21 protein-coding genes are annotated in these 26398 nt (G+C 58.3%); 6 read left to right on the forward strand and 15 right to left on the reverse strand.

Features of this window, described 5'->3' with window-relative positions:
* Positions 1-204: 204 nt before the first annotated feature.
* The 8 genes from WFM49_RS14330 to WFM49_RS14365 all read right to left on the reverse strand — a co-directional run bounded on the left by WFM49_RS14330 (position 205) and on the right by WFM49_RS14365 (position 10480).
* Positions 205-663: a DUF494 family protein gene (locus tag WFM49_RS14330; RefSeq protein WP_009463598.1), complete on the reverse strand. Its 459-nt coding sequence runs from the start codon at positions 661-663 to the stop codon at positions 205-207.
* Between the two features lie 383 nt (positions 664-1046).
* Positions 1047-1955, reverse strand: coding sequence for a tRNA glutamyl-Q(34) synthetase GluQRS (gene gluQRS, locus WFM49_RS14335; RefSeq protein ID WP_250756438.1), 909 nt, complete (start codon positions 1953-1955; stop codon positions 1047-1049).
* Between the two features lie 110 nt (positions 1956-2065).
* Complete coding sequence (locus WFM49_RS14340) at positions 2066-4078, reverse strand: acetyl/propionyl/methylcrotonyl-CoA carboxylase subunit alpha (RefSeq protein ID WP_009463593.1); 2013 nt, start codon at positions 4076-4078, stop codon at positions 2066-2068.
* A gap of 14 nt (positions 4079-4092) precedes the next feature.
* Positions 4093-5700 (reverse strand): carboxyl transferase domain-containing protein, encoded by a 1608-nt coding sequence (locus WFM49_RS14345; RefSeq protein ID WP_021447122.1) that lies wholly within the window; start codon positions 5698-5700, stop codon positions 4093-4095.
* 72 nt (positions 5701-5772) lie between these two features.
* Positions 5773-6954: an acetyl-CoA C-acyltransferase gene (locus tag WFM49_RS14350; RefSeq protein ID WP_250756441.1), complete on the reverse strand. Its 1182-nt coding sequence runs from the start codon at positions 6952-6954 to the stop codon at positions 5773-5775.
* Positions 6947-8758, reverse strand: coding sequence for a bifunctional isocitrate dehydrogenase kinase/phosphatase (gene aceK / locus WFM49_RS14355; protein ID WP_254500292.1), 1812 nt, complete (start codon positions 8756-8758; stop codon positions 6947-6949). The genes WFM49_RS14350 and aceK overlap by 8 nt, the downstream gene beginning before the upstream one ends.
* A 69-nt stretch (positions 8759-8827) precedes the next feature.
* Entirely contained in the window at positions 8828-10006 is a 1179-nt protein-coding gene (locus WFM49_RS14360) for an isovaleryl-CoA dehydrogenase (protein ID WP_063690996.1), read from the reverse strand.
* 81 nt (positions 10007-10087) lie between these two features.
* On the reverse strand, positions 10088-10480 hold the full coding sequence (locus WFM49_RS14365; RefSeq protein WP_009463587.1) for a MerR family transcriptional regulator: 393 nt from the start codon (positions 10478-10480) through the stop codon (positions 10088-10090).
* A gap of 115 nt (positions 10481-10595) precedes the next feature.
* Here WFM49_RS14365 and WFM49_RS14370 point away from each other — a divergent pair, with 115 nt between their 5' ends.
* On the forward strand, positions 10596-11672 hold the full coding sequence (locus WFM49_RS14370) for an MBL fold metallo-hydrolase (protein WP_336973928.1): 1077 nt from the start codon (positions 10596-10598) through the stop codon (positions 11670-11672).
* Between the two features lie 113 nt (positions 11673-11785).
* Positions 11786-12982: a cystathionine beta-lyase gene (metC, locus tag WFM49_RS14375; protein WP_060186559.1), complete on the forward strand. Its 1197-nt coding sequence runs from the start codon at positions 11786-11788 to the stop codon at positions 12980-12982.
* Positions 12983-13208: 226 nt separating this feature from the next.
* On the opposite strand, the gene WFM49_RS14380 is transcribed toward metC, so the two are convergent.
* The 4 genes from WFM49_RS14380 to WFM49_RS14395 all read right to left on the reverse strand — a co-directional run bounded on the left by WFM49_RS14380 (position 13209) and on the right by WFM49_RS14395 (position 20272).
* Complete coding sequence (locus WFM49_RS14380) at positions 13209-13850, reverse strand: thiol:disulfide interchange protein DsbA/DsbL (protein WP_009463582.1); 642 nt, start codon at positions 13848-13850, stop codon at positions 13209-13211.
* 89 nt (positions 13851-13939) lie between these two features.
* Entirely contained in the window at positions 13940-14683 is a 744-nt protein-coding gene (locus tag WFM49_RS14385) for an SPOR domain-containing protein (protein ID WP_250756448.1), read from the reverse strand.
* A gap of 14 nt (positions 14684-14697) precedes the next feature.
* Positions 14698-16383 carry an arginine--tRNA ligase gene (gene argS / locus WFM49_RS14390; protein WP_336973932.1) on the reverse strand — a complete coding sequence of 562 codons (1686 nt, stop codon included), beginning with the start codon at positions 16381-16383 and terminating at the stop codon, positions 14698-14700.
* A gap of 121 nt (positions 16384-16504) precedes the next feature.
* A complete protein-coding gene (locus tag WFM49_RS14395; protein WP_336973933.1) occupies positions 16505-20272 on the reverse strand; it encodes a phospholipase effector Tle1 domain-containing protein in 3768 nt (1255 codons plus the stop codon).
* A 97-nt stretch (positions 20273-20369) separates the two neighbouring features.
* On the opposite strand from WFM49_RS14395, the gene WFM49_RS14400 reads away from it, so the two are divergent.
* The 3 genes from WFM49_RS14400 to WFM49_RS14410 all read left to right on the forward strand — a co-directional run bounded on the left by WFM49_RS14400 (position 20370) and on the right by WFM49_RS14410 (position 22024).
* Positions 20370-20717 (forward strand): DUF1840 domain-containing protein, encoded by a 348-nt coding sequence (locus WFM49_RS14400; protein WP_009463576.1) that lies wholly within the window; start codon positions 20370-20372, stop codon positions 20715-20717.
* Between the two features lie 86 nt (positions 20718-20803).
* Entirely contained in the window at positions 20804-21124 is a 321-nt protein-coding gene (locus WFM49_RS14405) for a hypothetical protein (protein ID WP_009463574.1), read from the forward strand.
* Positions 21125-21259: 135 nt separating this feature from the next.
* Positions 21260-22024 (forward strand): YwqG family protein, encoded by a 765-nt coding sequence (locus WFM49_RS14410; RefSeq protein WP_336973936.1) that lies wholly within the window; start codon positions 21260-21262, stop codon positions 22022-22024.
* A gap of 347 nt (positions 22025-22371) precedes the next feature.
* On the opposite strand, the gene leuA is transcribed toward WFM49_RS14410, so the two are convergent.
* The 3 genes from leuA to WFM49_RS14425 all read right to left on the reverse strand — a co-directional run bounded on the left by leuA (position 22372) and on the right by WFM49_RS14425 (position 24951).
* Entirely contained in the window at positions 22372-24066 is a 1695-nt protein-coding gene (gene leuA / locus WFM49_RS14415; RefSeq protein WP_179136491.1) for a 2-isopropylmalate synthase, read from the reverse strand.
* A gap of 138 nt (positions 24067-24204) precedes the next feature.
* Positions 24205-24357: a hypothetical protein gene (locus WFM49_RS14420; protein ID WP_155624357.1), complete on the reverse strand. Its 153-nt coding sequence runs from the start codon at positions 24355-24357 to the stop codon at positions 24205-24207.
* Between the two features lie 39 nt (positions 24358-24396).
* Positions 24397-24951 carry a hypothetical protein gene (locus WFM49_RS14425; RefSeq protein WP_009460264.1) on the reverse strand — a complete coding sequence of 185 codons (555 nt, stop codon included), beginning with the start codon at positions 24949-24951 and terminating at the stop codon, positions 24397-24399.
* A gap of 16 nt (positions 24952-24967) precedes the next feature.
* On the opposite strand from WFM49_RS14425, the gene rpoN reads away from it, so the two are divergent.
* Positions 24968-26353 carry an RNA polymerase factor sigma-54 gene (gene rpoN, locus WFM49_RS14430; protein ID WP_009460262.1) on the forward strand — a complete coding sequence of 462 codons (1386 nt, stop codon included), beginning with the start codon at positions 24968-24970 and terminating at the stop codon, positions 26351-26353.
* Positions 26354-26398: the final 45 nt, after the last annotated feature.

Consider the following 26398-nt stretch of genomic DNA (forward strand, 5'->3'; position numbering starts at 1 on the left):
TGTCTCTAATAAAGACAATCCGGCTTTTTTGTATCTGGGGTTTGTTTCGCTAGAGGCAGCCAAGCCAGAGCCAGTCAGCAGCAAGCCTAATCAAAAAGGCCCGAGTCCGATGTGGCGTCGGATTCGGGCCTTGGCTTTTTGTGTTGAAGGACCCTCTTTATCGGGGCCGGTTCTTGAACAAAAAATAGGTTCCTGTGTATCAGCTTAGTGGGACTGACGGGTGGAGTCGTCGCTGAGCAGCTCTTCAAAGATCAGGTGATCGATTTCGGCTTCGTGGCTCCACAAAACCATCAGGGCGACAATTTTTATTTTGTCCAACGAGACCGGGCTTTCGTCCACCGTCATGGCGCTTTCAATCAGGATTTCGCGCAGGTGGGCGGTAAGAGCGCCGGAATTTTGCAAAAAGGTGATGAAACCCATGGCATCAGCGCCCAGCACATGTTGTTCGTGCTCAGAAAAAATACGCTGACTGTTGGGACTGAGTTGAGCCGTAGGCTGACACTGCTGCGAGGTCTCGCCCAGTGCATGTAACCAGCCCAGTGCGTCGTTGATGTCCTCGTCTTCAAAGCCAATAGCGGCCAATTTGTGGGCCAGAACCTCCGCCTTGGGACAGGACTGGGGGTTGTAATACGTCTCGAATAGATAAACCAGGATATCAAACATGGGTATAAGGTTGCCGTCCTAAGTGATTAAAAAAACTGCGTGATTTCGGTAACCAGTGACCAAACTTTACGCTGATTTGCGGTAGGGGGCAAATGGGGTGTTCAGGGGATGGATGGGTCTTGCCTTGCGCATCCAGACTGCTTTTTGCCTGGGTCTGCTCTGGCAGACGCCCTTTGCGGCGGGGCGTCTTTATGATTGAAACATAAATCGATTGTTGGGGCAGAAACTGTCGTTTATTTGAAACCCTGCAAGTGGGACCGCAGCGGTTGAAAGGCCACTAAACTAGCTGGCATCCGCATCCGCATCCGCATCCGCATCCGCATCCGCATCCGCATCCGCATCCGCATCCGCATCCGCATCCGCATCCAGCCTCGGCTCGTGGCTCAACTGTTCGGGCTTGGCTCCGCAGGCAGCGGGAAGCGCTGCGCCCACGCACTGATGGCCTGGCTCCAGAACTCGTCCAGGGTGTTCGCAGCCACGGGAGCAAACCCCAGAAAGGCCCAGACGCGTTGCAGTGTCTCCATAGGATGCTCCAGGTCAAAGGCCGGGGCATGGTTCTGTTTGGAGAGCTTGCGGCCTTGCTCATCGCAGGCCAGCGGCACGTGCAACGTGCGCGGTACAGGCAGGCCCAGGACTTTTTGCAGTACGCGTTGGCGGGCGGTGGAGCTGAGCAAGTCGGCACCGCGTACAACATCGGTGATCTGGCTGTCTGCATCATCAATGACCACAACAAACTGGTAAGCCCAGAGCTTGTCGGCGCGCTTAAGGATGTAGTCCCCTACTTCTTTGGCTACGTCCTGTTGCTGCGGCCCGGCCCAGCGATCGGTGAAGTGTTCCACCCCTTCCGGGACACGCAGCCGCCAAGCACGGATGGCACGGTCTACCGGGATGCCGTGGCGGCAGGTGCCTGCATAGGGATATTCGTGCGAATCCGGCGCGACTGGCAGGGAAGCCGCCAGAATTTCCTGACGGGTGCAGGCGCAGCCGTAGACAAGATCTCGCTCGCGCAGGCCATCAAACACTTCTTGATAGCGTGCCTGCCGCTGGCTTTGCCAAAGCACCTCGCCATCCCAGCGCATGCCCAGACCTTGCAACTGCTGCATGATGATCTGGTCAGCCCCTGCGACCACGCGTGGCGTGTCTATGTCTTCAATGCGCAGTAACCAGCGCCCGTTCTGGGCGCGTGCATCCAGGTAGCTGGCCATAGCGGCCACCAGTGAACCCTCGTGCAAGGGACCACTGGGACTAGGCGCAAAGCGACCACAGTAAGGGGTAAGGGGCTGGGCGGTCATGAGTCGTTCTTAACGGCAAGAGCCCCTGGACGGGGGCTCTTGTTAGTGCGACTTTACGCCTATTTTTCCAGCCCGGCAATGCGTTTTACACGGGCTGGAAGGGAGGAGTTTCAGCTCTCCATGGTGACCAGTTCTGCGCCCTCGGGCACTTGATCTCCCACGGCAAAGAACAGCTCGGCCACGGTGCCATCAGCCGGTGCCTGAATGGAATGTTCCATCTTCATGGCCTCCATGACCAGTAGCACATCACCCTGCTTGACGCTGTCACCAGCGCCCACGTTCAGGGCAATGATCTTGCCGGGCATGGGAGCGGTCAGACGGCCGCCGTGGGCTTCCTGGCTGTTGGTACCGGCGCTGGCCAAGGTGTCGATCACGGCCAGAGTCCAGTCCGAACCGGCCTGGGCAACTTGTAGATGGTCGCCATCTTGCAGCACCTGGGCGCGATATTCGACCTGATCCAGCCACAGACGTAAGGTCAGGGTTTTGGCCAGACCAGCGGTTGTCTCGGCTTGCCAGCGCAGCACGTGTTGAGCTTCGCCCAGTGTGATCTGCCACTGGTTTTCACGACGTTGTAGTAGTACTTCGTGAGTTTGTTCGCCTAGTTGCAAGGCTACTTTCTGATCGTAGTCTCCGCTTAGACGCCAGGCGTCATGCACCGCCCAGGGGTCGGAGTTGGAGGCTTGTCCGCTCAGACCCTGGTGAGTCAGCACGGCGCAGGCGGCGAAGGCCAGCACAGACGCTGGAACGTCCTGATTGCTGGGGAACAGCGCATCGTGACGGCGTGGGATCAGACCTGTATCCAGATCGGCCTGGGCAAAGGCTTCATCGCCCAGCAGGCGTTGCAGGAAAGTCTTGTTGGTGTGTACGCCGGCCACTTGAGTATCGGCCAGCGTGCGAATCAGGCGACGACGGGCCTGCTCACGATCAGCACCATGGGTGATCACCTTGGCAATCATGGGATCGTAGAAGGGGCTGATGACGCTGCCTTCACGCACGCCGCTGTCGATACGCACATCACCGGAGGTGAAGGACGCATGGGCGGGGTACTGCAAGCTGCGCAGTGTACCGATGGAGGGCAGGAAGTCCTTATCGGGGTTTTCTGCGTAAATGCGAACCTCAATGGCGTGACCATTGATGCTCAGTTCTTCCTGCTTGGCAGGCAAAGGCTGGCCATCGGCCACACGCAGCTGCCATTCCACCAGATCGTGGCCCGTAATCAGTTCGGTGACGGGGTGCTCCACTTGCAGGCGGGTATTCATTTCCATGAAGTAGAAACGCCCGTCCTGCTCGGCAATGAACTCCACCGTGCCTGCACCCACATAGTTCACGGCGCGTGCTGCTGCAATGGCCGCTTCACCCATGGCCTGGCGACGCTCGGGCGTCATGCCGGGGGCGGGAGCTTCTTCAATCACTTTCTGGTGACGGCGTTGTACCGAACAATCGCGTTCGAACAAGTACACGTACCCACCGTGCTGGTCACCAAAGACCTGGATTTCGATGTGGCGTGGCTTGGTGATGTAGCGCTCGATCAGCACGCGGTCGTCACTAAAGCTGCTGGCAGCTTCGCGCTGGCAAGAGCGCAAGGCCTCCAGGAACGCGCCGGACTCTTCCACAATGCGCATGCCCTTGCCGCCACCACCGGCACTGGCCTTGATCAGCACGGGGTAGCCGATCTGGTCGGCTTGTTTGTGCAGAAAGTCGGGGTCCTGATTGTCGCCGTGGTAACCGGGCACCAAGGGTACACCGGCTTTTTCCATCAGGGATTTGGCGGCGGACTTGCTGCCCATGGCCGCAATGGCTTGAGCGGGCGGGCCTACAAAAATAATGCCGGCTTCTTCACAAGCGCGAGCAAAGTGCTCGTTCTCGGACAGAAAACCGTAGCCAGGGTGGATGGCATTCGCGCCAGTGGCACGGGCGGCTTCCAGAATGGCGTCGATCTTCAAATAACTGTCGCGTGGCTCGGGGCCACCGATGCGCACGGCTTGATCACAAGCACGTACGTGCTGGGCGTCGGCGTCCGCGTCGGAGTAAACCGCAACGGTACGCAGCCCCAGGCTGCGGGCAGTGGCGGCCACCCGGCAGGCAATTTCACCGCGATTGGCTATCAGCAGGGTCTGAAACACAGTGTCTCCTTGTCTTACATGCGGAACACGCCAAAGCGGGTGTCTTCAATAGGGGCGTTCAAGGCGGCGGACAGGCCCAGGGCCAGAACGCGCCGGGTATCCGAAGGCTGGATGATGCCGTCATCCCACAGACGCGCGGTGGCGTAGTAGGGGTGGCCTTCATGTTCGTATTGCTCACGGATGGGGGCCTTGAAGGCTTCTTCTTCCTCGGCACTCCAGGTCTGACCACGGGCTTCCAGGCCATCACGGCGCACGGTAGCCAGCACGCTGGCCGCCTGTTCACCACCCATGACCGAGATACGGGCATTGGGCCAGAGGAACAGCAGGCGTGGGCTGAAGGCGCGGCCACACATGCCGTAGTTACCGGCACCAAAGGAGCCGCCCAGAATCACGGTGAATTTGGGAACGGCCGCGGTAGAAACGGCGGTGACCAGCTTGGCACCGTGGCGGGCGATCCCTTCGTTTTCGTATTTGCGGCCCACCATGAAGCCGGTGATGTTCTGCAGGAACACCAGAGGCGTCTTGCGCTGGCAGCACAGTTCGATGAAGTGGGCGCCCTTCTGGGCCGCTTCGGAGAACAGAATGCCGTTGTTGGCAATGATGCCTACAGGCATGCCGTGGATATGGGCAAAGCCGGTCACCAGCGTGGTGCCAAAGCGGGCCTTGAATTCATCAAAATCCGAGTCATCCACAATGCGGGCGATGACTTCGCGCACATCGTAGGGTTTGCGGGTGTCGGCAGGGATGATGCCGTTCAGCTCTTGCGGGTCGTAGCGTGGCTCGCGCACTTCTTTCAGCGGCCAGGGCAGTTTTTTCTCGCGGTTCAGGCGGCCTACGCAGCGGCGCGCCAGCTCTAGCGCATGCAGGTCGTTTTCCGCCAGATGGTCAGCTACGCCGGACAGACGGGTGTGTACATCGCCACCGCCCAAGTCTTCGGCGCTGACCTCTTCACCGGTTGCGGCTTTGACCAGTGGAGGGCCACCCAGGAAGATGGTGCCCTGGTCGCGCACGATGATGGATTCATCACTCATGGCTGGAACGTAGGCACCGCCAGCGGTACACGAACCCATCACGACCGCAATCTGGGCAATGCCCTGGGCCGACATATTGGCCTGGTTGTAGAAGATGCGGCCAAAGTGGTCACGATCCGGGAACACGTCTTCCTGATTGGGCAGGTTGGCCCCGCCCGAGTCCACCAGGTACACGCAGGGCAGATTGTTCTGTTGGGCAATTTCCTGGGCACGCAAATGCTTTTTGACGGTCAGCGGGTAGTAAGTACCACCTTTGACCGTAGCGTCGTTGCAGACCACCACGCATTCAATGCCTGCAATGCGGCCAATGCCGGTGATGATGCCTGCGCCCGGGGATTCGTTGTTATAGACATCCTGGGCAGCCAAAGGCGAAAGCTCCAGGAAAGGGGTGCCGGGATCAAGCAGACGTTCGACGCGTTCACGGGGCAGCAGCTTGCCGCGACCCACATGGCGTTGCCGGGAGGATTCGGACCCACCCAAGGCGGTTTTCTGTAGCTTTTGGCGCAGATCAAGGATCAGGGCCTGCATGATCGAGGCGTTGTCCTGAAAGTCTTGGGAACGCGGATTGATGCGGGATTCAATAACTGACATGGCGTGCCTGGAAAGAGAACAGAGAAAAGCCCATAAAATCAGCCGGGCCGCAGCCCGGCTGATGAGCTTGTTTTAAACCAGCTCGACGGCCAGGGCGACAGCTTCGCCACCGCCAATGCACAGCGAGGCAATACCGCGCTTGCCGCCGGTCTTGCGCAGTGCGCCGATCAAGGTTGCCAGAAGGCGAGCACCCGATGCACCGATGGGGTGACCCAGGGCGGTAGCACCACCGTGGATGTTGACCTTGTCGTGCGGGATGTTCAGCTCTTTCATGGCAGCCATGGTCACCACGGCAAAGGCTTCGTTGATCTCGAACAGGTCAACGTCAGCCACGCTCCAACCGGTTTTATCCAGCAGTTTCTGGATAGCAGCGACTGGAGCGGTCGTGAACCAGGCCGGTTCTTGCGCGTGCTGGGTGTGAGCCACAATGCGGGCCAGCGGTGTGGCACCCAATTCCTTGGCTTTTTCTTCGGTGGTGATCACCATGGCGGCGGCACCGTCCGAAATGGACGAGGCGTTGGCAGCGGTAATTGTGCCGTCTTTCTTGAAAGCGGGACGCAGCGTGGGGATCTTCTCGGGCATGGCTTTGGTGGGGGCTTCGTCCTTGGCAACAACGACATCACCCTTGCGGCCAGCGATGGTGACTGGCGCAATTTCCCATTCAAAGCTGCCGTCATCGCTGGCTTGGCGAGCGCGGCGCAGCGACTCCAGCGCGTAGGCGTCCTGCTCTTCGCGGCTGAACTCGTATTTGCTGGCGCAATCTTCGGCAAATACACCCATGGCGGTGCCACGGCTGTACGCGTCTTCCAGGCCGTCCAGGGCCATGTGGTCATACACGGTGGAGTGACCGTAGCGGTAACCTTCGCGGCCTTTCAGCAGCAGGTAGGGAGCATTGCTCATGCTTTCCTGACCGCCGGCCACCACCACGTCCACGCTGCCTGCCTTGAGCAGGTCGTGGGCAAACATGGCGGCTTTCAGACCGGAACCGCAAACCTTGTGAATGGTGGTGCAAGCTACACCCTGGGGCAGACCGGCGCCCAAGGCAGCCTGGCGTGCAGGAGCCTGGCCCTGACCGGCTTGCAGCACGTTACCCATGATCACTTCGTCGACCTTGTCGGCCTGAATGCCCGAGCGCTCCATGGCCGCCTTGATGGCGACGGCGCCCAGTTCGTGGGCGGCCAGATCGGACAGGCTACCCATCATGCCGCCCATAGGGGTGCGGGCGATCGAGACGATGACAACGGAATTAGTCATGAAAGACTCCTGGTTGCAAAGAGGAGACCGGCCCGCGTTTGGCAAACTCGTGCAGCTGCCGATCTTTGTTATACGGAAAAATATTTTCGATCCGACCTTGCGTCACTCGCAAGCGGCACTGAGTCCACCATTCAGGCTCCAGCAGTTCTGCATGGTGGGCCATGAAGGCTTTGCGAATACGAGGGTCGGTCAATAGAAAGTAGCCGAATTCTTCGGGAAATACATCGTTCGGGCCGATGGGATACCAGGGTTCGCTGGCCATTTCGGCTTCTTCATTTGGTGCAGGCGGAATGGCGCGAAAGTTCATCTCGCGCATGTGCTGGATTTCGTCGTAGTCATAGAAGACGACGCGGCCCAGACGAGTCACACCAAAGTTCTTGAACAACATATCGCCGGGGAAGATGTCGGCGGCGGCCAGTTCCCGGATCGCCTTGCCGTATTGCTCCACGGCGGCATTCAGGGCGGGGTCGCTGGCTTTGTTCAGATACAGGTTCAGCGGGGTCATGCGTCGTTCAATGTAGACGTGGCGCAGCAGGATGGTGTCCTCGGACTCTTCCAGCAGGCTGGGCACTTCGCGGCGAAGTTCTTCCAGCAAGGCTTCGGAAAAGCGTGCCTTGGGCAAGGCCACCTGAGCGTAGTCCCAGGTGTCGGCCATGCGCCCGACACGATCATGTTTTTTAACCAGCTGGTATTTGCTGCGTACCGTAGCGTGGTCCATGCCCTGCTTTTGAATGCGGTCACGGATCAGCTTGAAGACGTAGGGGTAGGACGGCAGGGTGAATACCGTCATCACCATACCGGCTATACCGGGTGCCAGATCAAAGTGATCGTGCGAGTGCGACAAGTGGTGCAGAAAGTCGCGGTAGAACAGGGTCTTGCCCTGCTTTTGCAGGCCGATGGCAGTGTACAGCTCGGCCTTGGGCTTGCGGGGCAGCAGGCTGGACAGGAAGTCCACATAGGCCGACGGTGCTTCCATATCGACCAGAAAATAGGCGCGGGTAAAGCTGAACAGCGTGGACAGGTCGTCCGTGGTGTGCAGCAAGGCGTCTATATACAAGTGTCCTGATGGGCGATGCAAAATGGCAATCGAAAACGGCAGCACTTCACCCTGATTGATCAGGCGGCCCACCACATAGGCGCCCTTGTTACGAAAGAACAGGGAGTTCAGCACCTGAATCTGGCAGTCCGAGCCAATGCGCGAGCCATAGCCACGTGGCAGACGGCGGCACAGTTGACGCACGGCCATACGAGCCAGCGTGCGCACATCGCGCGGCAGGTCGGCAAAGGGGGCGGCCAGACCGAAGTCGGCCAGCATACTGGTCAGACTGGCTTCCAGACCTTCTTCGGTGGGGTAATAGACCCGATACGAAGGCAGCGCGCCGTCCAGATAATCCGTGGCAACGGCTGGGCGCACGAAAATGAATTCGTTGCGGAAGTAGTGCCGATGCAGCACGCGGCAGGAGACGGAGTTGAAAAAGGTCTCCGCACATTCTGGCTGACGGTGACCCGAGAGCAGGCGTACAAACTCCGCCTTGGCCTGCAACCACAACTGCTGCTGGGCCTCGTCCAGATGGGCCGGATCGGAAGGCGTGGGCTGATGCAAACGCAGATTCTGGCTAAGCATGGCCGCGCATTCGCGCACCCGTGTCGCGTAGTACTCGATACGTTCGCGCGAGAGCTGCTGAATACCATGCCAGTCGCCTGATTCGTACAAAGACTTGGCGCGCTGGGCGCTGTAGCGAAACAGCGCATAGTGGCGATTGAACCCATCCAGCATGGCCTGGGCCACCTGGATAGCCGTCATCCCCGGTTTTTGAACCGGGGTAATGACGGTGGTTTCGCCAAAATCAGGGTTGGACATGCCTTTGCCTTTTTAGGCGGTTTCGGCGAACAATTCGCGGCCGATCAGCATGCGGCGGATTTCACTGGTGCCCGCGCCGATCTCGTACAACTTGGCATCGCGCCACAGGCGGCCTGTGGGGAATTCGTTGATGTAGCCGTTGCCGCCCAGAATCTGGATACCTTCACCAGCCATCCAGGTGGCTTTTTCAGCGCTGTACAGGATGGCGGCTGCGCAGTCTTTACGCACAGAACGTACATGGCCTGCACCCAGACGGTCCAGATTCTTGCCCACGGCATAGCACAGGGCGCGGCTGGCTTGCAGGGTGGTGTACATATCGGCCACCTTGCCTTGAATCAGCTGGAATTCGCCAATGGCCTGGCCGAACTGCTTGCGGTCGTGGATGTAAGGAATCACCACGTCCATGACGGCTTGCATGATGCCCAGCGGACCACCGGCCAGCACGGCGCGTTCGTAGTCCAGGCCGGACATCAGCACTTTGACGCCACCATTGAGTTGGCCCAGCACGTTTTCTTCAGGGACTTCACAATCCTGGAACACCAGCTCGCCTGTGTGGCTGCCGCGCATACCCAGCTTGTCCAGCTTTTGGGCAACGGAGAAACCGGCAAAATCCTTTTCGATCAGGAAAGCGGTAATGCCGCGTGCGCCGGCTTGCGGGTCCGTTTTGGCGTACACCACCAGGGTGTCAGCGTCCGGGCCGTTGGTAATCCACATTTTGGAGCCATTGAGCACATAACGATCGCCCTTCTTTTCGGCGCGCAGCTTCATGCTGACCACGTCCGAACCAGCACCGGGCTCACTCATGGCCAAGGCACCGATATGCTCACCGCTGATCAGCTTGGGCAGGTATTTCTGCTTCTGGGCTTCTGTACCGTTGCGGTTGATCTGGTTCACACAGAGGTTGGAGTGCGCACCGTAGGACAGAGCCACCGAGGCGCTGGCACGGGAGATTTCCTCCATTGCGATCATGTGAGCCAGATAGCCCAGATTCGCACCACCGTATTCTTCGCTAACGGTCATGCCCAGCAAACCCATCTCACCGAACTTCTTCCACAAGTGCATGGGGAACTGGTCATCGTGATCCAGTTGAGCCGCTAAGGGGGCAATTTCGGCCTGGGAGAAGTCGGCGACAGCGTCGCGCAGCATGTCCAGGTCGGAGCCAAGATCGAAATTCAGGCCGGGCAGGCTCATGAGACACTCCGTGGAAATAAATGGGTTGTGGAATTGTATTTATATTACGTTTACGTAAACGTAATATATATGGGTTTTCCCTTATCGGGACTCCAACTTCAATTGTTCGCTCATGGTGTGACAGATGTCGAGCTGGTCCTGAATCTCCTGCAAGGTCTGATCCAGGTCCTGCCGCTGGCGCTCCAGGCGCAAGCGGTGCTCGTTCAGGACTTCCTGATAGTGCTTAAGCTGGGAGGCCGTGTCCATCGGGGATTCATACATATTGATCAGCCGCAGAATCTCCGATAACTGCAGCCCCAGGCGCTTGCCACGCAGGGCCAGCTTCAGGCGGGCACGATCGCGGGGCTGATAAATGCGCTGTGTACCTTGGCGCAGCGGGCTCAAGATCCCTTGGTCTTCATAGAAGCGCAGGGTACGAGGCGTGATGCCAAACTCGTGCGCCAGATCCGATATTGTCCAGGTTGTCGTTGTCATTTTTAGTGTGATTTACGTAAACGTAAACTATCATGCCATAGAGCCGGGGTGCGAACTAGGGCCTTTTAGTATGGACAGCCCTTACGCCCTACAAGAGCCATTCATTGGAGCGAGCATGAATCCTAACGAACAAAAATTGAATTATCCCTGGGCAGATACCCTGCCCCCAGCGGGTAGCAGCCTGGAAGTCGCGCCGGGGGTGCGTTGGCTGCGTATGCCTTTGCCTTTTGCGCTGGATCACATCAATTTGTGGCTATTGCGCGACCAAATCGAGGGGCGCGAGGGCTGGACCATTGTGGACTGTGGCGTCGCCCGTCCCGAAGTGCGCGAGCTGTGGGAACAGGTTTTCCAGAACGAGTTGGAAGGCTTGCCCGTGCTGCGCGTGATCGTTACTCACATGCACCCGGATCATGTCGGTTTGGCGGACTGGTTGTGCCAGCGCTGGAATGCCCCCTTGTGGATCAGCATGACGGACTACGCGACCGCCAGGCTGTGGTCGGGGACAGGTGGACGCCAGACTGGCGCGGAAGCCGGTGGCCCGAATGGTGTGGCGGCAGAAGCGCATTTTGTCCGTCATGGCCTGCAAGATGAGAAAGCCAGAGAGCAGATTCGCAGCCGTGGGGATTACTACCCTTCGATGGTGCCTTCGGTGCCCGAGCGTTTTGTGCGCCTGATGGATGGTCAGCGTGTGGTGATTGCCGGTCGCCCCTGGCGCTTGATTGTGGGTTACGGCCATGCCCCCGAGCATATGTCCCTGTACTGTGAAGAGCTGAAGGTGCTGATCTCCGGTGACATGCTTTTGCCGCGTATCTCCACCAATATCAGCGTGTTCGATACCGAGCCCTTTGCGAATCCTTTGCCGTTGTACCTGAACTCCCTGCTCTCCTATCAGGATCTGGCCCCGGATACTTTGGTGTTGCCTTCGCATGGCAAGCCTTTCCGTGGCATGCACGAGCGCATTCGTCAGCAGCAGGAACATCACGCCGAGCGTCTGGAAGAAGTGTTGGAAGCCTGTGCCCAGCCCTGTACCGCCGCCGATATTCTGCCTGTGCTCTTTCATCGCAAGCTGGACTCGCATCAGATGACCTTTGCCATGGGCGAGGCCATTGCTCACCTGCACGCCTTGTATTTTGATGATCGTTTGCGTCGTGAGATGGGCGAGGATGGGGTTTACCGTTTCCAGCGCATTTAAACACTGGGGCGCCTCTTAATAAGAAGGGGCAATATAGCGACTGTTGGCGGAGGCGACCGGGCCCGCTCGCCTGTGGTAGCGTAGAGCTTTTCTTGCTACCGCCTGCCAACACTATGAGCTCTGATCTCGCCCTGGACACCGCCTTGCAACATACGGGTCTGGCCCCGTTCGATCCGCATACCGATGCGGCGCCGGTGGCCGTGCCCATCATGCGCACCAGCACGGTGCGTTTTCGCAATCTGGACGCTCTGGATCGAGCCCAGGCGGACAAGGCAGATCCCGAAAAACGCTCGGTTACCTACGGGCGCTCGGGCATGGATACCCACGCTGCACTGGAGCAGGTGTTCTGTCAGCTGGAATCTGCCACCCAGGCTTTGCTGGCACCGTCCGGCATGGCAGCGATTACCTTGGGTTTGCTGGCACTGCTGGATTCTGGCGATCACGTGCTGATTGCTGACAGTGCTTATGGCCCGGTGCGTTATCTGGAAAAGACCGTGTTGCGCCGGATGGGCATACAGGCCACGTTCTGTGCACCGACCCCCGAGGAAATGGCCCGTCATCTGCAAGACAATACCCGCATGGTGTACGTGGAGTCACCCGGCTCCTTGTTGATGCAAATGCTGGATATGCCCGCCTTGGCGGAGTTTGGTCGCAAGCACGATTTGCTGCTGGTCACTGACAACACCTGGGGCTCGGGCTATATCTACCGTCCCTTGGAATTGGGTTTTGACGTGTCTATCGTGGCTGGGACCAAGTATGTGGCAGGCCACTCCGATTTGATGTTGGGTGCAGTCATGTCCGCAGATCCAGCCATCAACAAACGCCTGCACGACAACCACTATGCGCTGGGTTTTTCCATCAGTGCCGATGACGCCTGGTTGGCATTACGCGGTGTGCGTACCCTGCCTATTCGTATGCGTGAAAGCGCCGCCAATGCGCTGGCTGTGTGCCAATTTCTGGATAGTCGCCCTGAAGTTACCCGTATCTATCATCCCGCTTGGCCACAAGATCCTGGCCATGCCTTGTGGCAACGTGACTGCACCGGCTCTAACGGCATGTTGTCGGTGCAGCTACGACTGAACAATGCGCAGGCACGCGCATTCGTAGATGCCCTGACCCTGTTTGGTATCGGCTTTTCCTGGGGTGGTTTTGAAAGCCTGGTGCAGTTGGTGGATACGGCGTTTCTAAGTGGTCATAGCTACTGGCAGGACAGCCAGGACAGTCTGGTGCGCCTGCATATCGGTTTGGAATCGACCAAAGACTTGTGCGCTGACCTGACGCAGGCTTTTGAGACGGCGGCGCAGGCTTAGGCCTTTCACTGACTGCTTCAGCCAGGGACGCACCCTGGCTTTAATAAATGGCCCAGACTTGCAATGACGTTGGAATCCCGTACCTTCTTGTAAGCCGCTGTTATCGAATTACTTACGAGTTACCGGCAGCTAATAGATCACAGATATAGAAACGCCAAGGGCCCTCAAAACCGGAACGAATCCAGTCTTGAGGGCCCTTGGCTGTATGGCTCAGCCAAACCGCTGATTAGCGGTTGGTGACCATCTTCACCAGCTCTTGAGCTTTGGTGATGCTTTCGTCGTAACCATTGGCCAGTGCAGGGGAAGTCACAAACTTGCCGCCTACTGCCAGACTAGGTGTGCCCTGAATCTGGTAGGTGTTGGACAGTTCGTTGGCTTTATTGGCCTTGGTCTGCACACCAAAGGAGTTGAAGGTCTGCTCGAAGCGAGCCTTGTCTACGCCTTGCGCGGCTGCCCAGGCCGTGATGGTCTTGGCATCAAAAATGCGCTCACGTTTCTGGTGGATGGCTTCAAACACCTTGGGATGCAGGTCCAGACGGTCCATGGCTTCCAGGGTGTAGTACAGCTTTTGCAGATCAGTCATGCCGGCATTGAAGGCAACAGGCACACGGCGCAGTACTACGTTGTCTGGCAGGGTCTTGGACCAGGCTTCGACCTTGGGTTCCAGGATGGCGCAGTGTGGGCAGCTGTAGGAGAAGAACTCCAGCACTTCGGTTTTACCGACGCTGTCCGAGGGCTGAGCCGCAGGCAGGGTAACGTAGCCTTGGTCGGCTTGTTGAGCCAGCGCGCTGGTGGCGGGCAACAAGGTCGCCCCAGCCAAGAGACTGGCACCGACCAGGGATCGTACAAACAATGCGTTCAGCTTCATGAATCAATTTCCTTAATGGGGAAGATGAGGTCTATGACCTGTGCAATGGCGGAAAAGTTCACCTTGGGGCTGCCTTTGGCACAAATTGCTTAGGGTCGGACCACCGAAGTATCAATTTTTTCCTCGGCCAGACGGCTGCGTGCCCGGTTCATTTCGTCTATGCCCTTGAAGGGGCCCATGCGTACCCGGTTCACCGTGCTGCCATTGACCTGTGCACTTTGCACTGAAGCGTCAAAGCCTAGCATCAACAAGCGGGCCTTCATGGCTTCGGCGTCCGCATTGTTGCGAAATGCGCCTGCTTGCAGGTAGTAGGGGGTGGAGGTGGTGGCTGGCTTGGTCGCCGCCGGGGGCGCAGCCGGAGCTGGTGTGGCGGGTTTGCTGGTGGCCGGTGCCGGGATGCTTGGTGTGGCAGGCGCTGTGGCCGGAGGCGTTACCGCAGGAGCGGTATTGCGAGTCTCTGGCTGGCGAGCTGGTTCCGTACCCATGGCGGGCAAGGTGGCGATCAGATCACCCAAGGCGTCCGGTGCAGCAGGCTTGGACGGGATGCTGGGCAAATTCACGGGGGGCAAGGTCAAACCGGGAATGGTGTCGCCCGGCGGAGGAGTTTGTCCACTGGAGCTGCCATACAGGTCCCGGTTCGGGTCCAGCAAGTCTCGCCCTTCAGGCAAGGCAACGGTAGGTTTGTCCCGGCTGGCCTTGTCCACAAAGGGCATGGGCACTTTGGTGACAAACAGGGCAACGGCGACCGCCGCGCCCAGACCCAGAATCAGGCCAATCAGAATGCCGGTATAGGTACCGCCGGAACTACTGGATTTTTTACGTGCTCTTGCCATATCTGCCTATGGGTTTACATACGTTCGGGTGCGGACACACCCAGCAGGTTCAGACCATTGCGAATGACTTGGGCGCAGGCCTGGGCCAGACGCAGACGGGCCAGACGCAAGGTGGTGTCGTCTACCGACACGCGCTCGGCGTTGTACCAGGAGTGGAAGTCCGCCGCGCAGTCGCGCAGCCAGAAGGCAATGTGGTGAGGAGCCAATTCGCGAGCGGATTGGGCCAGCACATTGGGGTATTCGGACAGGCGTTGCAGCAGGGCGATTTCGGTGGGGGCGGTCAAAGGCGTGATGTCGGCCTGAGGAACCTGATCCAGCAGTTCTGCCGACTGGTTCAACACGGAGTTGATACGGGCATGGGCGTACTGGATGTAGTAAACCGGGTTTTCTTCGCTCTTGGACAGGGCCAGATCGATATCGAATACGAACTCGGAGTCGGCACGGCGCTGGATCAGGAAGAAGCGCACGGCGTCCTGGCCTACCCATTCGATCAGGTCACGCAAGGTGACGTAGCTGCCTGCGCGCTTGGAAATTTTCACTTCCTGGCCATTGCGCATGACTTTGACCATCTTGTGCAGGATGTAGGCCGGGAATTCCTTGGGGATACCCAGACCCAGACCTTGCAGGCCAGCGCGTACACGGGCAATGGTGCCGTGGTGGTCGGAGCCTTGAATATTGATGGCGTGGTGGAAACCGCGTTCCCACTTGGCCACGTGGTAGGCCACGTCCGGCACGAAGTAGGTGTAACCGCCTTCGGATTTGCGCATTACGCGGTCTTTGTCGTCGCCTGTGCCCAGTTCCGTGGTGCGCAGCCACAGCGCGCCGTCCAGCTCATAGGTGTGACCGGCGTCGATCAGGGCCTGCACGGTTTTTTCAACCTTGCCGGAGGTATACAGCGAGCTTTCCAGGTAAAAGTTGTCGAACTTCAGGCCGAAGGCTTGCAAGTCCAGATCCTGCTCGCGGCGCAGATAGGCCACGGCAAAGCGGCGAATGTCTTCCAGATTGTCCAGATCACCACTGGCGGTGACGGAAGCACCATCGGCAGCCTGAACGGTTGCGCCGGCCAGGTAGTCGCGGGCGATGTCCAGGATGTAGTCGCCTTTGTAGCCGTCAGCAGGGAATTGCTCGCTGTCGGGCTCGATGCCACGGGCACGGGCATGCACGCTGGTGGTCAGGTTGTCGATCTGGTTACCGGCGTCGTTGTAGTAGAACTCGCGGGTTACGTCGTAGCCTTGGGAGCTGAATACGCGGCACAGCGAGTCGCCCAGCGCGGCTTGGCGGGCGTGGCCCACGTGCAAGGGGCCGGTCGGGTTGGCCGACACGAACTCCACCATCAGCTTTTCCTGAGTAGGAGCAAGGTGACCGAAGCGATCGCCTTGCTCGGCAATGGTCTTCAGGACGGCCTGGTGCGTGGCGGTGGACAGACGAAAGTTGATAAAGCCCGGACCGGCAATTTCCGCGCCTGCCAGCAAAGCGGCGGTGTTCGGATCAGCCAGGAGGGTATCGACGATTTGCTGAGCCAGCTCGCGCGGGTTGCGACCGGCTGGTTTGGCCAGTTGCATGGCAATATTGCAGGCAGCATCACCGTGCGCAGCCACTTTGGGGCGCTCCAGCGTGATGTTGGGTTCAGCCTGGGGCAAGATGGCACGGACGGCAGCCTGGAGGCAGGCGATTAATTGAGATTGTTGCTCAGCAAGCATAGGAAAGGTCTGGATTGGTAGAAAGACAACTGCGGCGTGTGGAACACGCCCCAGATGGAAGGCGCGACATTGGCCCGCCGGATAGCCCCACATGATAGCGTGATTTGACGCCAAATTCTTTTCAAGAAGCCTGGCGCTCCCATCCCAGGTGGTTATGTAACCACGTATCGTAAGCGTCCATGTCTACCCAACCCACTTGATTTCCGGGACGGATGCGCCAGCTGTTATGGCGTTTGATCACGGTTTCAATGGATTGTTGGGTAGCCTGCCCCAGACGTGGATGCAGGTCCTGATACATCAGGTTTCGACCCGCTCCGTGATAGTCCACACCCCGCAAACTGCCTTTAGTCAGTCGCAGCCCAGGCAGGCGCATGTCCAGTAATACAGGGTGAAGGACGCTAAGGTCTGTGTGCGCCAGTTCCGCCAGCGTCAGGCCCGTCGCCCTGGCCTGCCAATGCATCCAGGCCAGCGCTACCTTATCCAGATCGCTGATGGTTTCTTCGTCTTCATCAGGCAGCACACCGCCGCCAATTTGGCTGTGCGCGCCGATAAAAGGCATTTCCACGGTATTCATGGCCTCTGCCAGGGCGCTTAAAGGGAAGTAGGCGCGGTGTTCATGCATGGCGACGGCATGAGCAACCCAGCTCCAGGCGTCAGACACGCCCAGGCGGTATTGGGAGTTGCTGCCGCCTCCCAGCCCGAACTGGGCCACGGTGTCGAACAGCCCTAAAAAACGGGGCGTGATGCAGGCACGGATGGCGCCGCGCTGCGGATCATTCAGCACAAACCAGCCCTGCTGCACGTGGTCCAGAATTCGATTGGAAAAGTCTCGTGCCAGTGCCGCTCCCCGAGAGAAACCCAGCAAGTCCACGGGTACAGCGCTAGGAGCCGGGCCTTGTTCCTGCATGCGATTCAGAAAATTGTTCCATTGCGACTCCAGAATCTGCCCTGCTCGCCAAGCAGTCAGTGCATCCCAGTTCAGGGTGACTGGATCACCCGGCCCTGCGGCATAATGCACCGCCCCATCCTGATACAACTGCGACAGTTTCCACACATTGCTATTGGTAATAGGAGCCTGTCGTGTGCCATCAAAGGCGAACAGGAGCAGGCCGGTGGGATCAATATGACGCAAAGGCTGTTGCTGTGCGTAACCCACGGCCTGGGTTTGTGGCCAGGGCCCCAACGGGTCCGCTTCCAGATACTGTCCGTGATCGGGTAGATAGGTACGCAAGAGATTGTCGTGCCAGCCGGTAGCCGATTCCGCGTACTGCCCCGGCAGACGTAGATTGAATTCCAGGGTTTCAAGCAAAGGTTCGGCCTGTCCTAAAGGGTTCAGGTCGGCAGCCCAAACCGGCTGGGTTTGCTGATCGCTAATCAGCCGCACAGCTCCCATCAAATCACTATGCAGGTAATACAGCTGCCCTTGTCCGTCTGGCTGATAAACAATCATGCCTATTGGTGTCAGCCCGGCATACAGATAGCGCCGGGAGATGAGCTGGCCGGGTGTAGCTGGTAAATCCAGCTCAGCCATTAATTGCTGGCCGTGAAAGAAGAAGGCACGCTCCTGATTGCCTTGCTTGCGCCAGATGCGTTGGCCAAAGGCATCGTGCCGGTATTCGACCAGTGTGGAGCTTGCTGTTTGCACACGCTTCAAGCGACGGTTGGGGCCGTAGTCCAGATTCAGGTTTCCGACGGCTTTCGCCGTGCCGGAGGATGAACGCTGAATGGAGGCGGCTGGCCTCGGGTGGCGTGCAGCCAGTTCACCGTTGTGGCTCCAGGCCAGCCACTGTTCGGGTTCTGTCTGGTCCTGGCGGAAAGCGATGAGCCGGCTTTGGGCGTCGTAGTGCAACAGCCAATGACGGGTTTGCTGTAGCAGCGGGTATTCATGACGATCCTCCAGCACCCTGCCTTGGGCATCCAGACGGCGGGCTTGTGTCCAGGCAGGTTTGCCATCCGGCTGCAAAAGCATCAAATCCACCGCCTGCCCGGTGCTGTTCGCATGGCTGATCAGTTGAAGGCCATTGCCCCAGGCATAGCCCACCTCTTGTGCGTGGATCACGGTCTGGCTTTGCCCGGTTTGCTTGATCCACTCCAGAGACAGCAATCGTCCGCTTTTGTCCCAGTGATAGCGTAGCTGGCCACCTTCCGGCAGGGTGTGCCGCGTCAGCTTGCGCTGCTCGTCGTACTCAAAGCGCTCGGTCCAGCGTTGGCCGGGACTATGGCGGCGTTCCAAACGGCGCTCTTGTAGTAAACCGGCCCGCAATTTGAGCCATTGCGTTTCTGTGGGATGAAGAATGCGCAGCGCGCCAGGCCCGAGCCAGTCCAGCTCACTGCGTTCAGTGTCCTGACCTTGTTGATGTTCAAGACTGCTCAGGCGTCCCTGTTGGTCGTACTGAATTTGGAGCGCGCCTCCTTCGGCATATTCGAGGTGCGTCAGTTTGCCATTCGGGTTCCAGCGCCGTGTTTCGCTTCCATGCTGGCTGGTTGCCCAACTTTGCAAGCGCCCTTTTTCATTCAGCTCCAAACGTAATGCTCCCCAGCCGCCCTGCCTTTTCTCCAGTCGAGAGAGCGTTCCATTTGCCCGGCGTTGCGCTGTCCAAGGTCCGGCCTGCAACCAGCGCCCTTGTGGGTCATATTGCCATTCCGTGCTGTGGGCCGGACAGTCCCTACACAAGCGGCTTTCCAGTTTTTGTAGCCGCTGCAGGCCTTGATGGTCTCGGTAATGGAAGCGATGTCGCTCCGTACCTATGGACCATTCGCTCAGACCCGGCTCATAGCGTGCCGTCCAGTCTTGCTTGAAGGCGTGGGAGATCAACCTATTGACTCGGCCTTGGGCGTCGTACTCCCATTGTTGGATTGGCTGAGGGGCTTGCCCCGGTGCTTGCAGGCTGCTGCCACCCAAACGGTGCGACCAAGGTGTGGGGGCTGGATGATAGAGACGTTGCATGCCGTCCGGACGGCTGACGCTGGCCAGCCAGATTTGTTGATTCTGCCGTTCCAGAAGCAAGCGAAATGGCCCGGCCGGGGTTTTAATATTGATAGCCGTAGCCGTAGCCGTAGCCGTAGCCGTAGCCGTAGCCGTAGCCGTAGCCGTAGCCGTAGTTGCCTCCGTCGTCGCTGCTGCTACTGCGGCCGTTCCCGCTGCCCTTACCGCCCTTGTGACATGGGTCAGGGAACTGGTTTTAGTTTGGGATTGAACCTGTCCTGATGCCTGAACTTGAGTTTGGTTTTGTCCTGGTTCTTTGCTCTGTTCCAGCCCTGGTAGCGACACCGACTCCTGCGTTTGGCTTTTCCAGTCAAACACCAGCGCTTGGCCCAAATGATTACGGACAGTGTTAACCGCATACGCCTGCGGATGCGTGCCCGCAAAACGTTCTATATCCAGCCACTGCTGGGTAGATATACGCACATGGATTAACCAGCCCTGCTCATCAAACCGCAGAATCAAACCATTCGGCCCTTGCCAGAACCAGCCCGAACTTTGCCGCTGTGCAGGTGGGTACAAGCGCGTTTGTCTTCCATCCGGCATGAACAAGGCATGGCCTTGCTGCCGCAATTGCAGGTCGTAATTCAAGGCCCAGCCAGTTTGCCCAAGTGTCGGTGTGGGGTTTTGCCCCTGCCCATTCCAATGACGCTGTAATTGCAGCAAAGGCCAGGCCTGGCTTAGCGGCAGGTCTGTATCACTTTGGTATTTTTGTCCGCTGAGCAAATCCACGGGATTGAGCAAACCCATATCCGTTGCGGGCTCGGCCTGTTCCCCCAAGGCGGCCGCTGGTGCGCAGCGGGTGGAAGATGGAGGCAATGGACATTCAAGCGAGCTTTGTGACCAGACCAGGGACGGCAGGGTGGTCAAGAGCAAGATTAACCATGGCAGAAACGCGGCAGGCATGAAGGACTCTCCAAGACGGGGAAAATCCTGCTATCTTGCAGGGGTGTGTATCCTGAAAGTCGAATCGGAAACACAAAGATCCATAAGGAGAAACCGTATGCTAGTCGTCTTTAAAAGCAAAGCCGCCGCCGATGTTCTGATGTTCTCTGAACATGCCATGCCTATTCTCCGGGCCGCGGGGCGTTCCTATCCTGATGGTTTGCCCGAGCGTGGCGTGTTCACGGCAGAGCAACTGTCCGAAGCTATTGGCAATATTGAGCGAGCGATCGGGCAGGACCGGGAAAACAAGCATTCGCCCCACGAGGACGAAGACGATGAAAAGGAACACCCGATTTCACAGGCCGTGAGTTTCAGCCAACGCGCCTATCCTTTGCTGGATATGTTGCGCCAGGCGAATAACACTGGCGTGCCGGTGATGTGGGAACCGGCTGATAGCTCCTGGTAGTCTCTGGAATGTCGGCCTGCCGACAATTTGGCAGGCCTTCTTTGCTTAAGCTCCAAAGTTGATCTATTTTTTTTCGGAGATCGTCTATGAGCGCTATGGTGCTTGTGATCTTTAGTCCTCGCCAGCACATAGAGCTGGTCACTCCTATACAAACCATTGACGCGGACAGCGGCAAGCAATCGCGTGACTGGTTTGATCGCACCTGGCAAGAGCTTGGCTGTGAACCCCTGCGGGCCAGCGGCAAAGTGCTGTTGCTGGACAAGATTATGGGCGTGGCCGATGCCCTGGGTTACACGCTGCTGTCGCAAGACGATGAGCGCGCCCAGGAATTTGCACGCCATTGCTTGCAAGCGGTGGGCTCCATGCAAGTTACTGTGGATTTGCCGGGTTTGGCGGTCACGTACTGATCTGCGGCAAGGCAAACGAAAACCGGCTCTTGGGCCGGTTTTTTTTCTTTCTGATTCTTCGGCAAGGGTTGCCGTGTGTGCTGTGACACTCTTATCCTTGCCTGCACCATCTTCAACTTCTTCCTTCCCAGCGCCATGGATCTGAACACGCTAGAAAAGTACCTTGATGCCTCACCTGTGCTGCAAGCGCATAAACAGTATTTCCTGGACCTGGCACAACCGGCGGTTGCCATCCGTTTGGGGCAAGGCCAGGGTCAGCTTTTGCAAAGCCGCTTTGGTGGTCAACCTATGGTTCCTCCAGGCTTTACTTGGCCCGAGCATCCGGACGGTGAATATTTATTTGTCGGCCAGATCAATTTTGCGGAGCTGCCGGAAGGACCGGATCGCCCAGCGGACTTGCCCACGAGCGGGCTGCTGTCGCTGTTTTACGGTATGGATCAGGAAGACGTCATTTTCTGGCGCGACGAGGACTATCTGAAGGCTTTTTACTGGCCGGACACCACTGATTTTCACGAGCTTCAGGCCCCTCATGACTGGGGTACAGCAAGTCGGGAAGTGCTGTTCGAAAACTGCATTGATATTCCTCGCCATGAAGAGCTGCGCAAGGATTGGCCAGTGGATATGGACGAGCTGTATGACTGGTTTGAGGAGCTGGAAGAAAGCGGCGACTTGCCGCGCGACTATCTGCTGGGTCGTCCCTCTTGGGACAGTTTGGGCTATGACCCTACGCCGACGCAGGACGAGTATCCCAGTCAGTCGCCATGGCGTTCACTGCTGACCTTGCAGTCCCATGATGATTTGAACTGGTGCTGGCAAGATGGTGCCCGCTTGATGGCCTTTATTGAAGAGGACAAGCTGCGCGCCAAAGACTTCAGCCGTCTTCAAGTGGATTGCGGCTAAACAGGGGGCAAGCTCCGTGTGGTGAGATTGGCCGTTTAGAGGCATATTGGCACAGCCATTTGTACTGTGCCACGAGCATTGGTTTTACGCTCTGGTGCCGAACAGCCGAACAGCCGAACCAACCGGGCTATTCAAACTGACCAGGTCCAGTCCGACCTGGCCCAGTCCGGTTTACCTACGGCGGGGGGCCACAATCTAATGGCCCGCCCACGAAAAACCCGCCTTGTGGGCGGGTTGCGGGCAGAGCGACGATAAGCCGGGCTGCGAAAGCGGGTCAGGCGCGGTTATGGTGAACCGGGCGGGCGCTTGGGTGGGATCACCACCCAAGTCGCGACATGAAGACGGTATTAAGCCGTGGTGGCTTCAGCTTCTTGCTGGGCGATGGTGTGGCGGTTAACCGCACTCAAGATCGCCAGGAAGGAGGAAGTCACGATGTCGGCGTGGATGCCCACACCAAAGCCCGATGGGCTGTCGCCGATACGCATTTCCACGTAAGCGGCAGCGCGGGTTTCAGCACCGGAACCGATGGCGTGCTCGTTGTAGTCCATGATCTTGATAGACAGATCCAAGGCATTCACAAAGGCAGAGATCGCGCCTTCGCCCGACCCCTTCAAGGTGCGAACCTGGCCGTCGTGCTCCACATCCACTTCAATCGTGAATTGTTGGCCGCTGTCAGCGTGAGGCTGGCTGATGATGTTGTGCTTGAGCAGCTTGTAGTGCTTCTTGCAGTTCAGGTATTCAGATTCGAAAATGCCGTACACATCTGCAGGCGTCACTTCCTTGCCGGAAGAGTCGGTGACGCGCTGAATGGCGCGGCTGAATTCGATTTGCATGCGGCGTGGCAAGACCAGACCGTGCTCTTGTTCCAGCAAGTAGGACACACCGCCCTTGCCCGACTGGCTGTTGACGCGGATCACCGCATCGTAGCTGCGGCCCAGATCGGCCGGGTCGATAGGCAGGTAAGGGACTTCCCAGATTTCGTCGGCTTTTTGTTGAGCCAAACCTTTCTTGATGGCGTCCTGGTGGGAGCCGGAGAACGCGGTAAAGACCAGGTCGCCTGCGTAAGGGTGGCGTGGGTGCACGGGCAACTGGTTGCAGTACTCGGCGGTGCGACGCACTTCGTCGATGTCCGAGAAGTCCAGTTCAGGGTCCACGCCCTGGGTGTACAAGTTCAGGGCCAAGGTCACCAGGCAAACGTTGCCGGTGCGCTCGCCGCTACCGAACAAGCAGCCTTCGATACGGTCCGCGCCAGCCATCACAGCCAGTTCAGCGGCAGCGACCGCAGTGCCACGGTCGTTGTGCGGGTGCACGCTCAAGGTGACGTTGTTGCGCTGTTCCAGATTGTTGTGCATCCATTCGATCTGGTCGGCGTACATATTGGGCGTGGTGGCCTCAATCGTAGCGGGCAAGTTCAGGATGACACGTTCGTCAGCGGCTGGACCCCAGGCTTTCACGACGGCGTTGCACACCTCCAGAGCAAATTCGGGCTCGGTAGTGCTGAACACTTCGGGCGAGTATTCGTACCCCCATTGGGTTTGCGGATACTTGGCCACTTCGTTCTTGACCAAGCGTGTACCGGTCAAGGCAATTTCCTTGATCTCGTCCTTGCTCAAGTTGAAAACAATCTTGCGAAAGGCGGGGGCACAAGCGTTGTACAAGTGAATGATGGCGCGTTTGGCACCGGCAGCCGCTTCAGCCGTGCGCTTGATCAGGTCTTCGCGCGACTGCGTCAGGACGATGATGGTGACATCTTCAGGAATGCGGTTTTCGTCGATCAGCTTGCGAACGAAATCGAAGTCGGTCTGCGATGCGGATGGGAAACCGACCTCGATTTCCTTGAAACCGATTTTGACGAGTTGCTCGAAAAAGCGCAGTTTGCGAGCCACGTTCATGGGCTCGATCAGGGACTGATTGCCGTCACGCAAGTCCGTGCTCATCCAGATGGGCGCTTTGGTAATGCGCTTGGAAGGCCAGGTGCGTTCAGTGAAGTCGCGATCAAAGGCGACAAAAGGACGATACTTTTGAGAGGGGTTTTTCAGCATTGCCATGGGGATACCTGTCGGACAAAAAGTGTTGATTACTTCTTGCCGTCACCAGCGATTGCAGCATTTACGTAGGCCGGTGGCGGCACAAATGACGTAGATGTGGCTGAGTATTGGCTGCCGAACTGCCACGGGACACTAGGCCCGGCAACCGGACGCTAGTAGTAGCAGCTGGGATAGGCTGGAGGCAGGGGCCGAAGAACGGCCTTCACGCACGGAACGCGACAAGGCTGCTTCAGCGGCGGGGCTGAAACCTTGGCAGGCGTAGGAGAATTGGCGTGCGTGAGTCATGACCGTTAGTCAAACACAAAAAAAACAGGAAGGCAAGCTTTAGGCTTGTGGCTCGTGACGTTCGTAGTCGGCTTGCAGCAGGCGGCTTTGCTGCTCGGCCAGTTCGATTTTGCTAAAACGTCCGGAGCGCAACTCGCTATGGGCTCGTTGTAAATCGCCCACAGTCAACGGGCTGCGCTGGTCGGGCCAGCACCACAAAATCACTTCACGGGCCGGACGGCTGAGCGATCGGGCCAGTTGAGCCACCGTGGACTCGTCGATAATGCGTTGCTGGTTGCGTCGCATGACCCCTTGTACGAAGCCATACAAAAGATAGGCAATAATGAGGGTTATGACGCCCACTACCGTCCACCAGAAAAACGGGTTGTATTGCTTGATCAGTGCCAGGTTTTGAATGCTCAAGGCCTGCAGGCCGGAGTAATCCAGGCCACGCCCAAAGCTGATAAGACGGTTGAGCAGGTCCCACCAGATAATGGCGACCACGATAGTGACTACGGTGCAGATAATAGTGGCCGTGGCGCACAGCTTGAACAGTGTGCTGCGCAGAGCCTGACTATCGTTGGCGGTGGGTGTCTGGGCGTTGTCAGTTTTCATGGAAACGATTGTACCTATGCTTACGCGTCAGTCACTAGATTTACGCCAGCAGCAAACGCTGGTTTTGACGCCGCAATTGCAACAGTCTATTAAAGTGTTGCAGCTATCGGGGGCCGAGCTGGAGCAGGAGTTGGCTCAGGCTTTGCTGGATAACCCCTTGCTGGAACGTCTGGACGTGCAGACGGATGTCGCCGCCGAGCCATTGCCCGAAGCCGCTTCGGGCGAGGCGGAATCCTCGTGGGCGAGCCTTGAGTTTCCCAAACATCAGGGGGATTCGGACGACCCTGACTGGACTCCCGAATCGGCCATTGCCCAGGACCTGGCTGCTTATTTAAGCGAGCAGCTGGGACTGTTGCGTTTGAGCGACCGTGACCGCGCTTTGGCCCAGTTATTGATCGATGAACTGGACGATAACGGCTACCTGCCCGTCTCGCTGGAAGAGGTGCTGGACTGCCTGCCCGACGAGCTGGATATTGATGAAAGTGATTTGCGCTGTGCGCTGGCCCAGGTGCAGTCCCTGGACCCGGCCGGTGTCGGTGCGCGGGATCTGGCCGAGTGCCTGGACTTGCAGCTGATGCAACAGGCTCAGCAATTGGAACCTGCCTTGCTCGACTGCGCCCGCTATCTGGTGCGCGAGCATGTCGGAATTCTGGCCTCTCCCAGTCAGTTGCGTCAGCGTTGTGCCGGTCGCTATTCGGCCGAGCTGGTCGAGCGCGCCCATCATCTGGTCTTGAAGCTGGACCCCAAGCCGGGGCGGGCCTGGACGCAGGACGTCTCGGCTTATGTGGTACCCGATGTGCTGTTGATTCGCGGCAAGGACAATTGGCAGGCGGCCTTGAATCCCCTGGCTGTGCCACGCCTGCAATTGGTGAATCTGCACGATTACGAAATTGAAGCGCACCCTGCCTTGCTGGCAGAGCGCCAAAAAGCGACCGGCTTGCTGCGCAGCGTTAACAGCCGTTTCGTGACGATTTTGCGGGTGGCCCAAGCGATTGTGCAGATGCAGCAGGACTTCTTCACGCAAGGTGTGTCGGCGCTCAAACCCATGCAATTGGCCGATCTGGCAGCCGAGCTGGATTTGCACGAGTCCACGATTTCTCGTGCAACGCGGCAAAAGTACATGCAAACACCGCATGGGGTGATGGAGCTTAAACAGTTCTTTACCGTGGCCTTGGCCAGTGCTGATGGCAAGGCTGATCTGTCGGCGGCTTCGGTACGGGCACAGATCGCACAGATGATTCGTGACGAGTCGCCAGCCAAGCCTTTGTCGGATCAGCAGATTACCGATCTCTTGCAGGCTCAGGGCCTGACTTTGGCGCGCCGTACGGTGGCGAAGTACCGGGAAGCGGAAGGTTTGGCACCGGCTTCACAACGCAAGATGCGGGCGGCGGCTGGGGTCTAGGAAAACGGGCCACAGCAGGTCAAAGGTTCCTGGCGAGCCTGGCCG

Source organism: Alcaligenes sp. PF14 (genome assembly GCF_037150615.1).
Taxonomy (GTDB): Bacteria; Pseudomonadota; Gammaproteobacteria; order Burkholderiales; family Burkholderiaceae_B; genus Alcaligenes; species Alcaligenes phenolicus.

Coding starts and splice junctions, on each gene's coding strand:
- WFM49_RS14330 (WP_009463598.1), bottom strand. CDS start 663: ATGTTTGATATCCTGGTTTATCTATTCGAGACGTATTACAACCCCCAG.
- gluQRS (WP_250756438.1), bottom strand. CDS start 1,955: ATGACCGCCCAGCCCCTTACCCCTTACTGTGGTCGCTTTGCGCCTAGT.
- WFM49_RS14345 (WP_021447122.1), bottom strand. CDS start 5,700: ATGTCAGTTATTGAATCCCGCATCAATCCGCGTTCCCAAGACTTTCAG.
- WFM49_RS14350 (WP_250756441.1), bottom strand. CDS start 6,954: ATGACTAATTCCGTTGTCATCGTCTCGATCGCCCGCACCCCTATGGGC.
- aceK (WP_254500292.1), bottom strand. CDS start 8,758: ATGACGGCTATCCAGGTGGCCCAGGCCATGCTGGATGGGTTCAATCGC.
- WFM49_RS14360 (WP_063690996.1), bottom strand. CDS start 10,006: ATGAGCCTGCCCGGCCTGAATTTCGATCTTGGCTCCGACCTGGACATG.
- WFM49_RS14365 (WP_009463587.1), bottom strand. CDS start 10,480: ATGACAACGACAACCTGGACAATATCGGATCTGGCGCACGAGTTTGGC.
- WFM49_RS14370 (WP_336973928.1), top strand. CDS start 10,596: ATGAATCCTAACGAACAAAAATTGAATTATCCCTGGGCAGATACCCTG.
- metC (WP_060186559.1), top strand. CDS start 11,786: ATGAGCTCTGATCTCGCCCTGGACACCGCCTTGCAACATACGGGTCTG.
- WFM49_RS14380 (WP_009463582.1), bottom strand. CDS start 13,850: ATGAAGCTGAACGCATTGTTTGTACGATCCCTGGTCGGTGCCAGTCTC.
- WFM49_RS14385 (WP_250756448.1), bottom strand. CDS start 14,683: ATGGCAAGAGCACGTAAAAAATCCAGTAGTTCCGGCGGTACCTATACC.
- argS (WP_336973932.1), bottom strand. CDS start 16,383: ATGCTTGCTGAGCAACAATCTCAATTAATCGCCTGCCTCCAGGCTGCC.
- WFM49_RS14395 (WP_336973933.1), bottom strand. CDS start 20,272: ATGCCTGCCGCGTTTCTGCCATGGTTAATCTTGCTCTTGACCACCCTG.
- WFM49_RS14400 (WP_009463576.1), top strand. CDS start 20,370: ATGCTAGTCGTCTTTAAAAGCAAAGCCGCCGCCGATGTTCTGATGTTC.
- WFM49_RS14405 (WP_009463574.1), top strand. CDS start 20,804: ATGAGCGCTATGGTGCTTGTGATCTTTAGTCCTCGCCAGCACATAGAG.
- WFM49_RS14410 (WP_336973936.1), top strand. CDS start 21,260: ATGGATCTGAACACGCTAGAAAAGTACCTTGATGCCTCACCTGTGCTG.
- leuA (WP_179136491.1), bottom strand. CDS start 24,066: ATGCTGAAAAACCCCTCTCAAAAGTATCGTCCTTTTGTCGCCTTTGAT.
- WFM49_RS14420 (WP_155624357.1), bottom strand. CDS start 24,357: ATGACTCACGCACGCCAATTCTCCTACGCCTGCCAAGGTTTCAGCCCC.
- WFM49_RS14425 (WP_009460264.1), bottom strand. CDS start 24,951: ATGAAAACTGACAACGCCCAGACACCCACCGCCAACGATAGTCAGGCT.
- rpoN (WP_009460262.1), top strand. CDS start 24,968: ATGCTTACGCGTCAGTCACTAGATTTACGCCAGCAGCAAACGCTGGTT.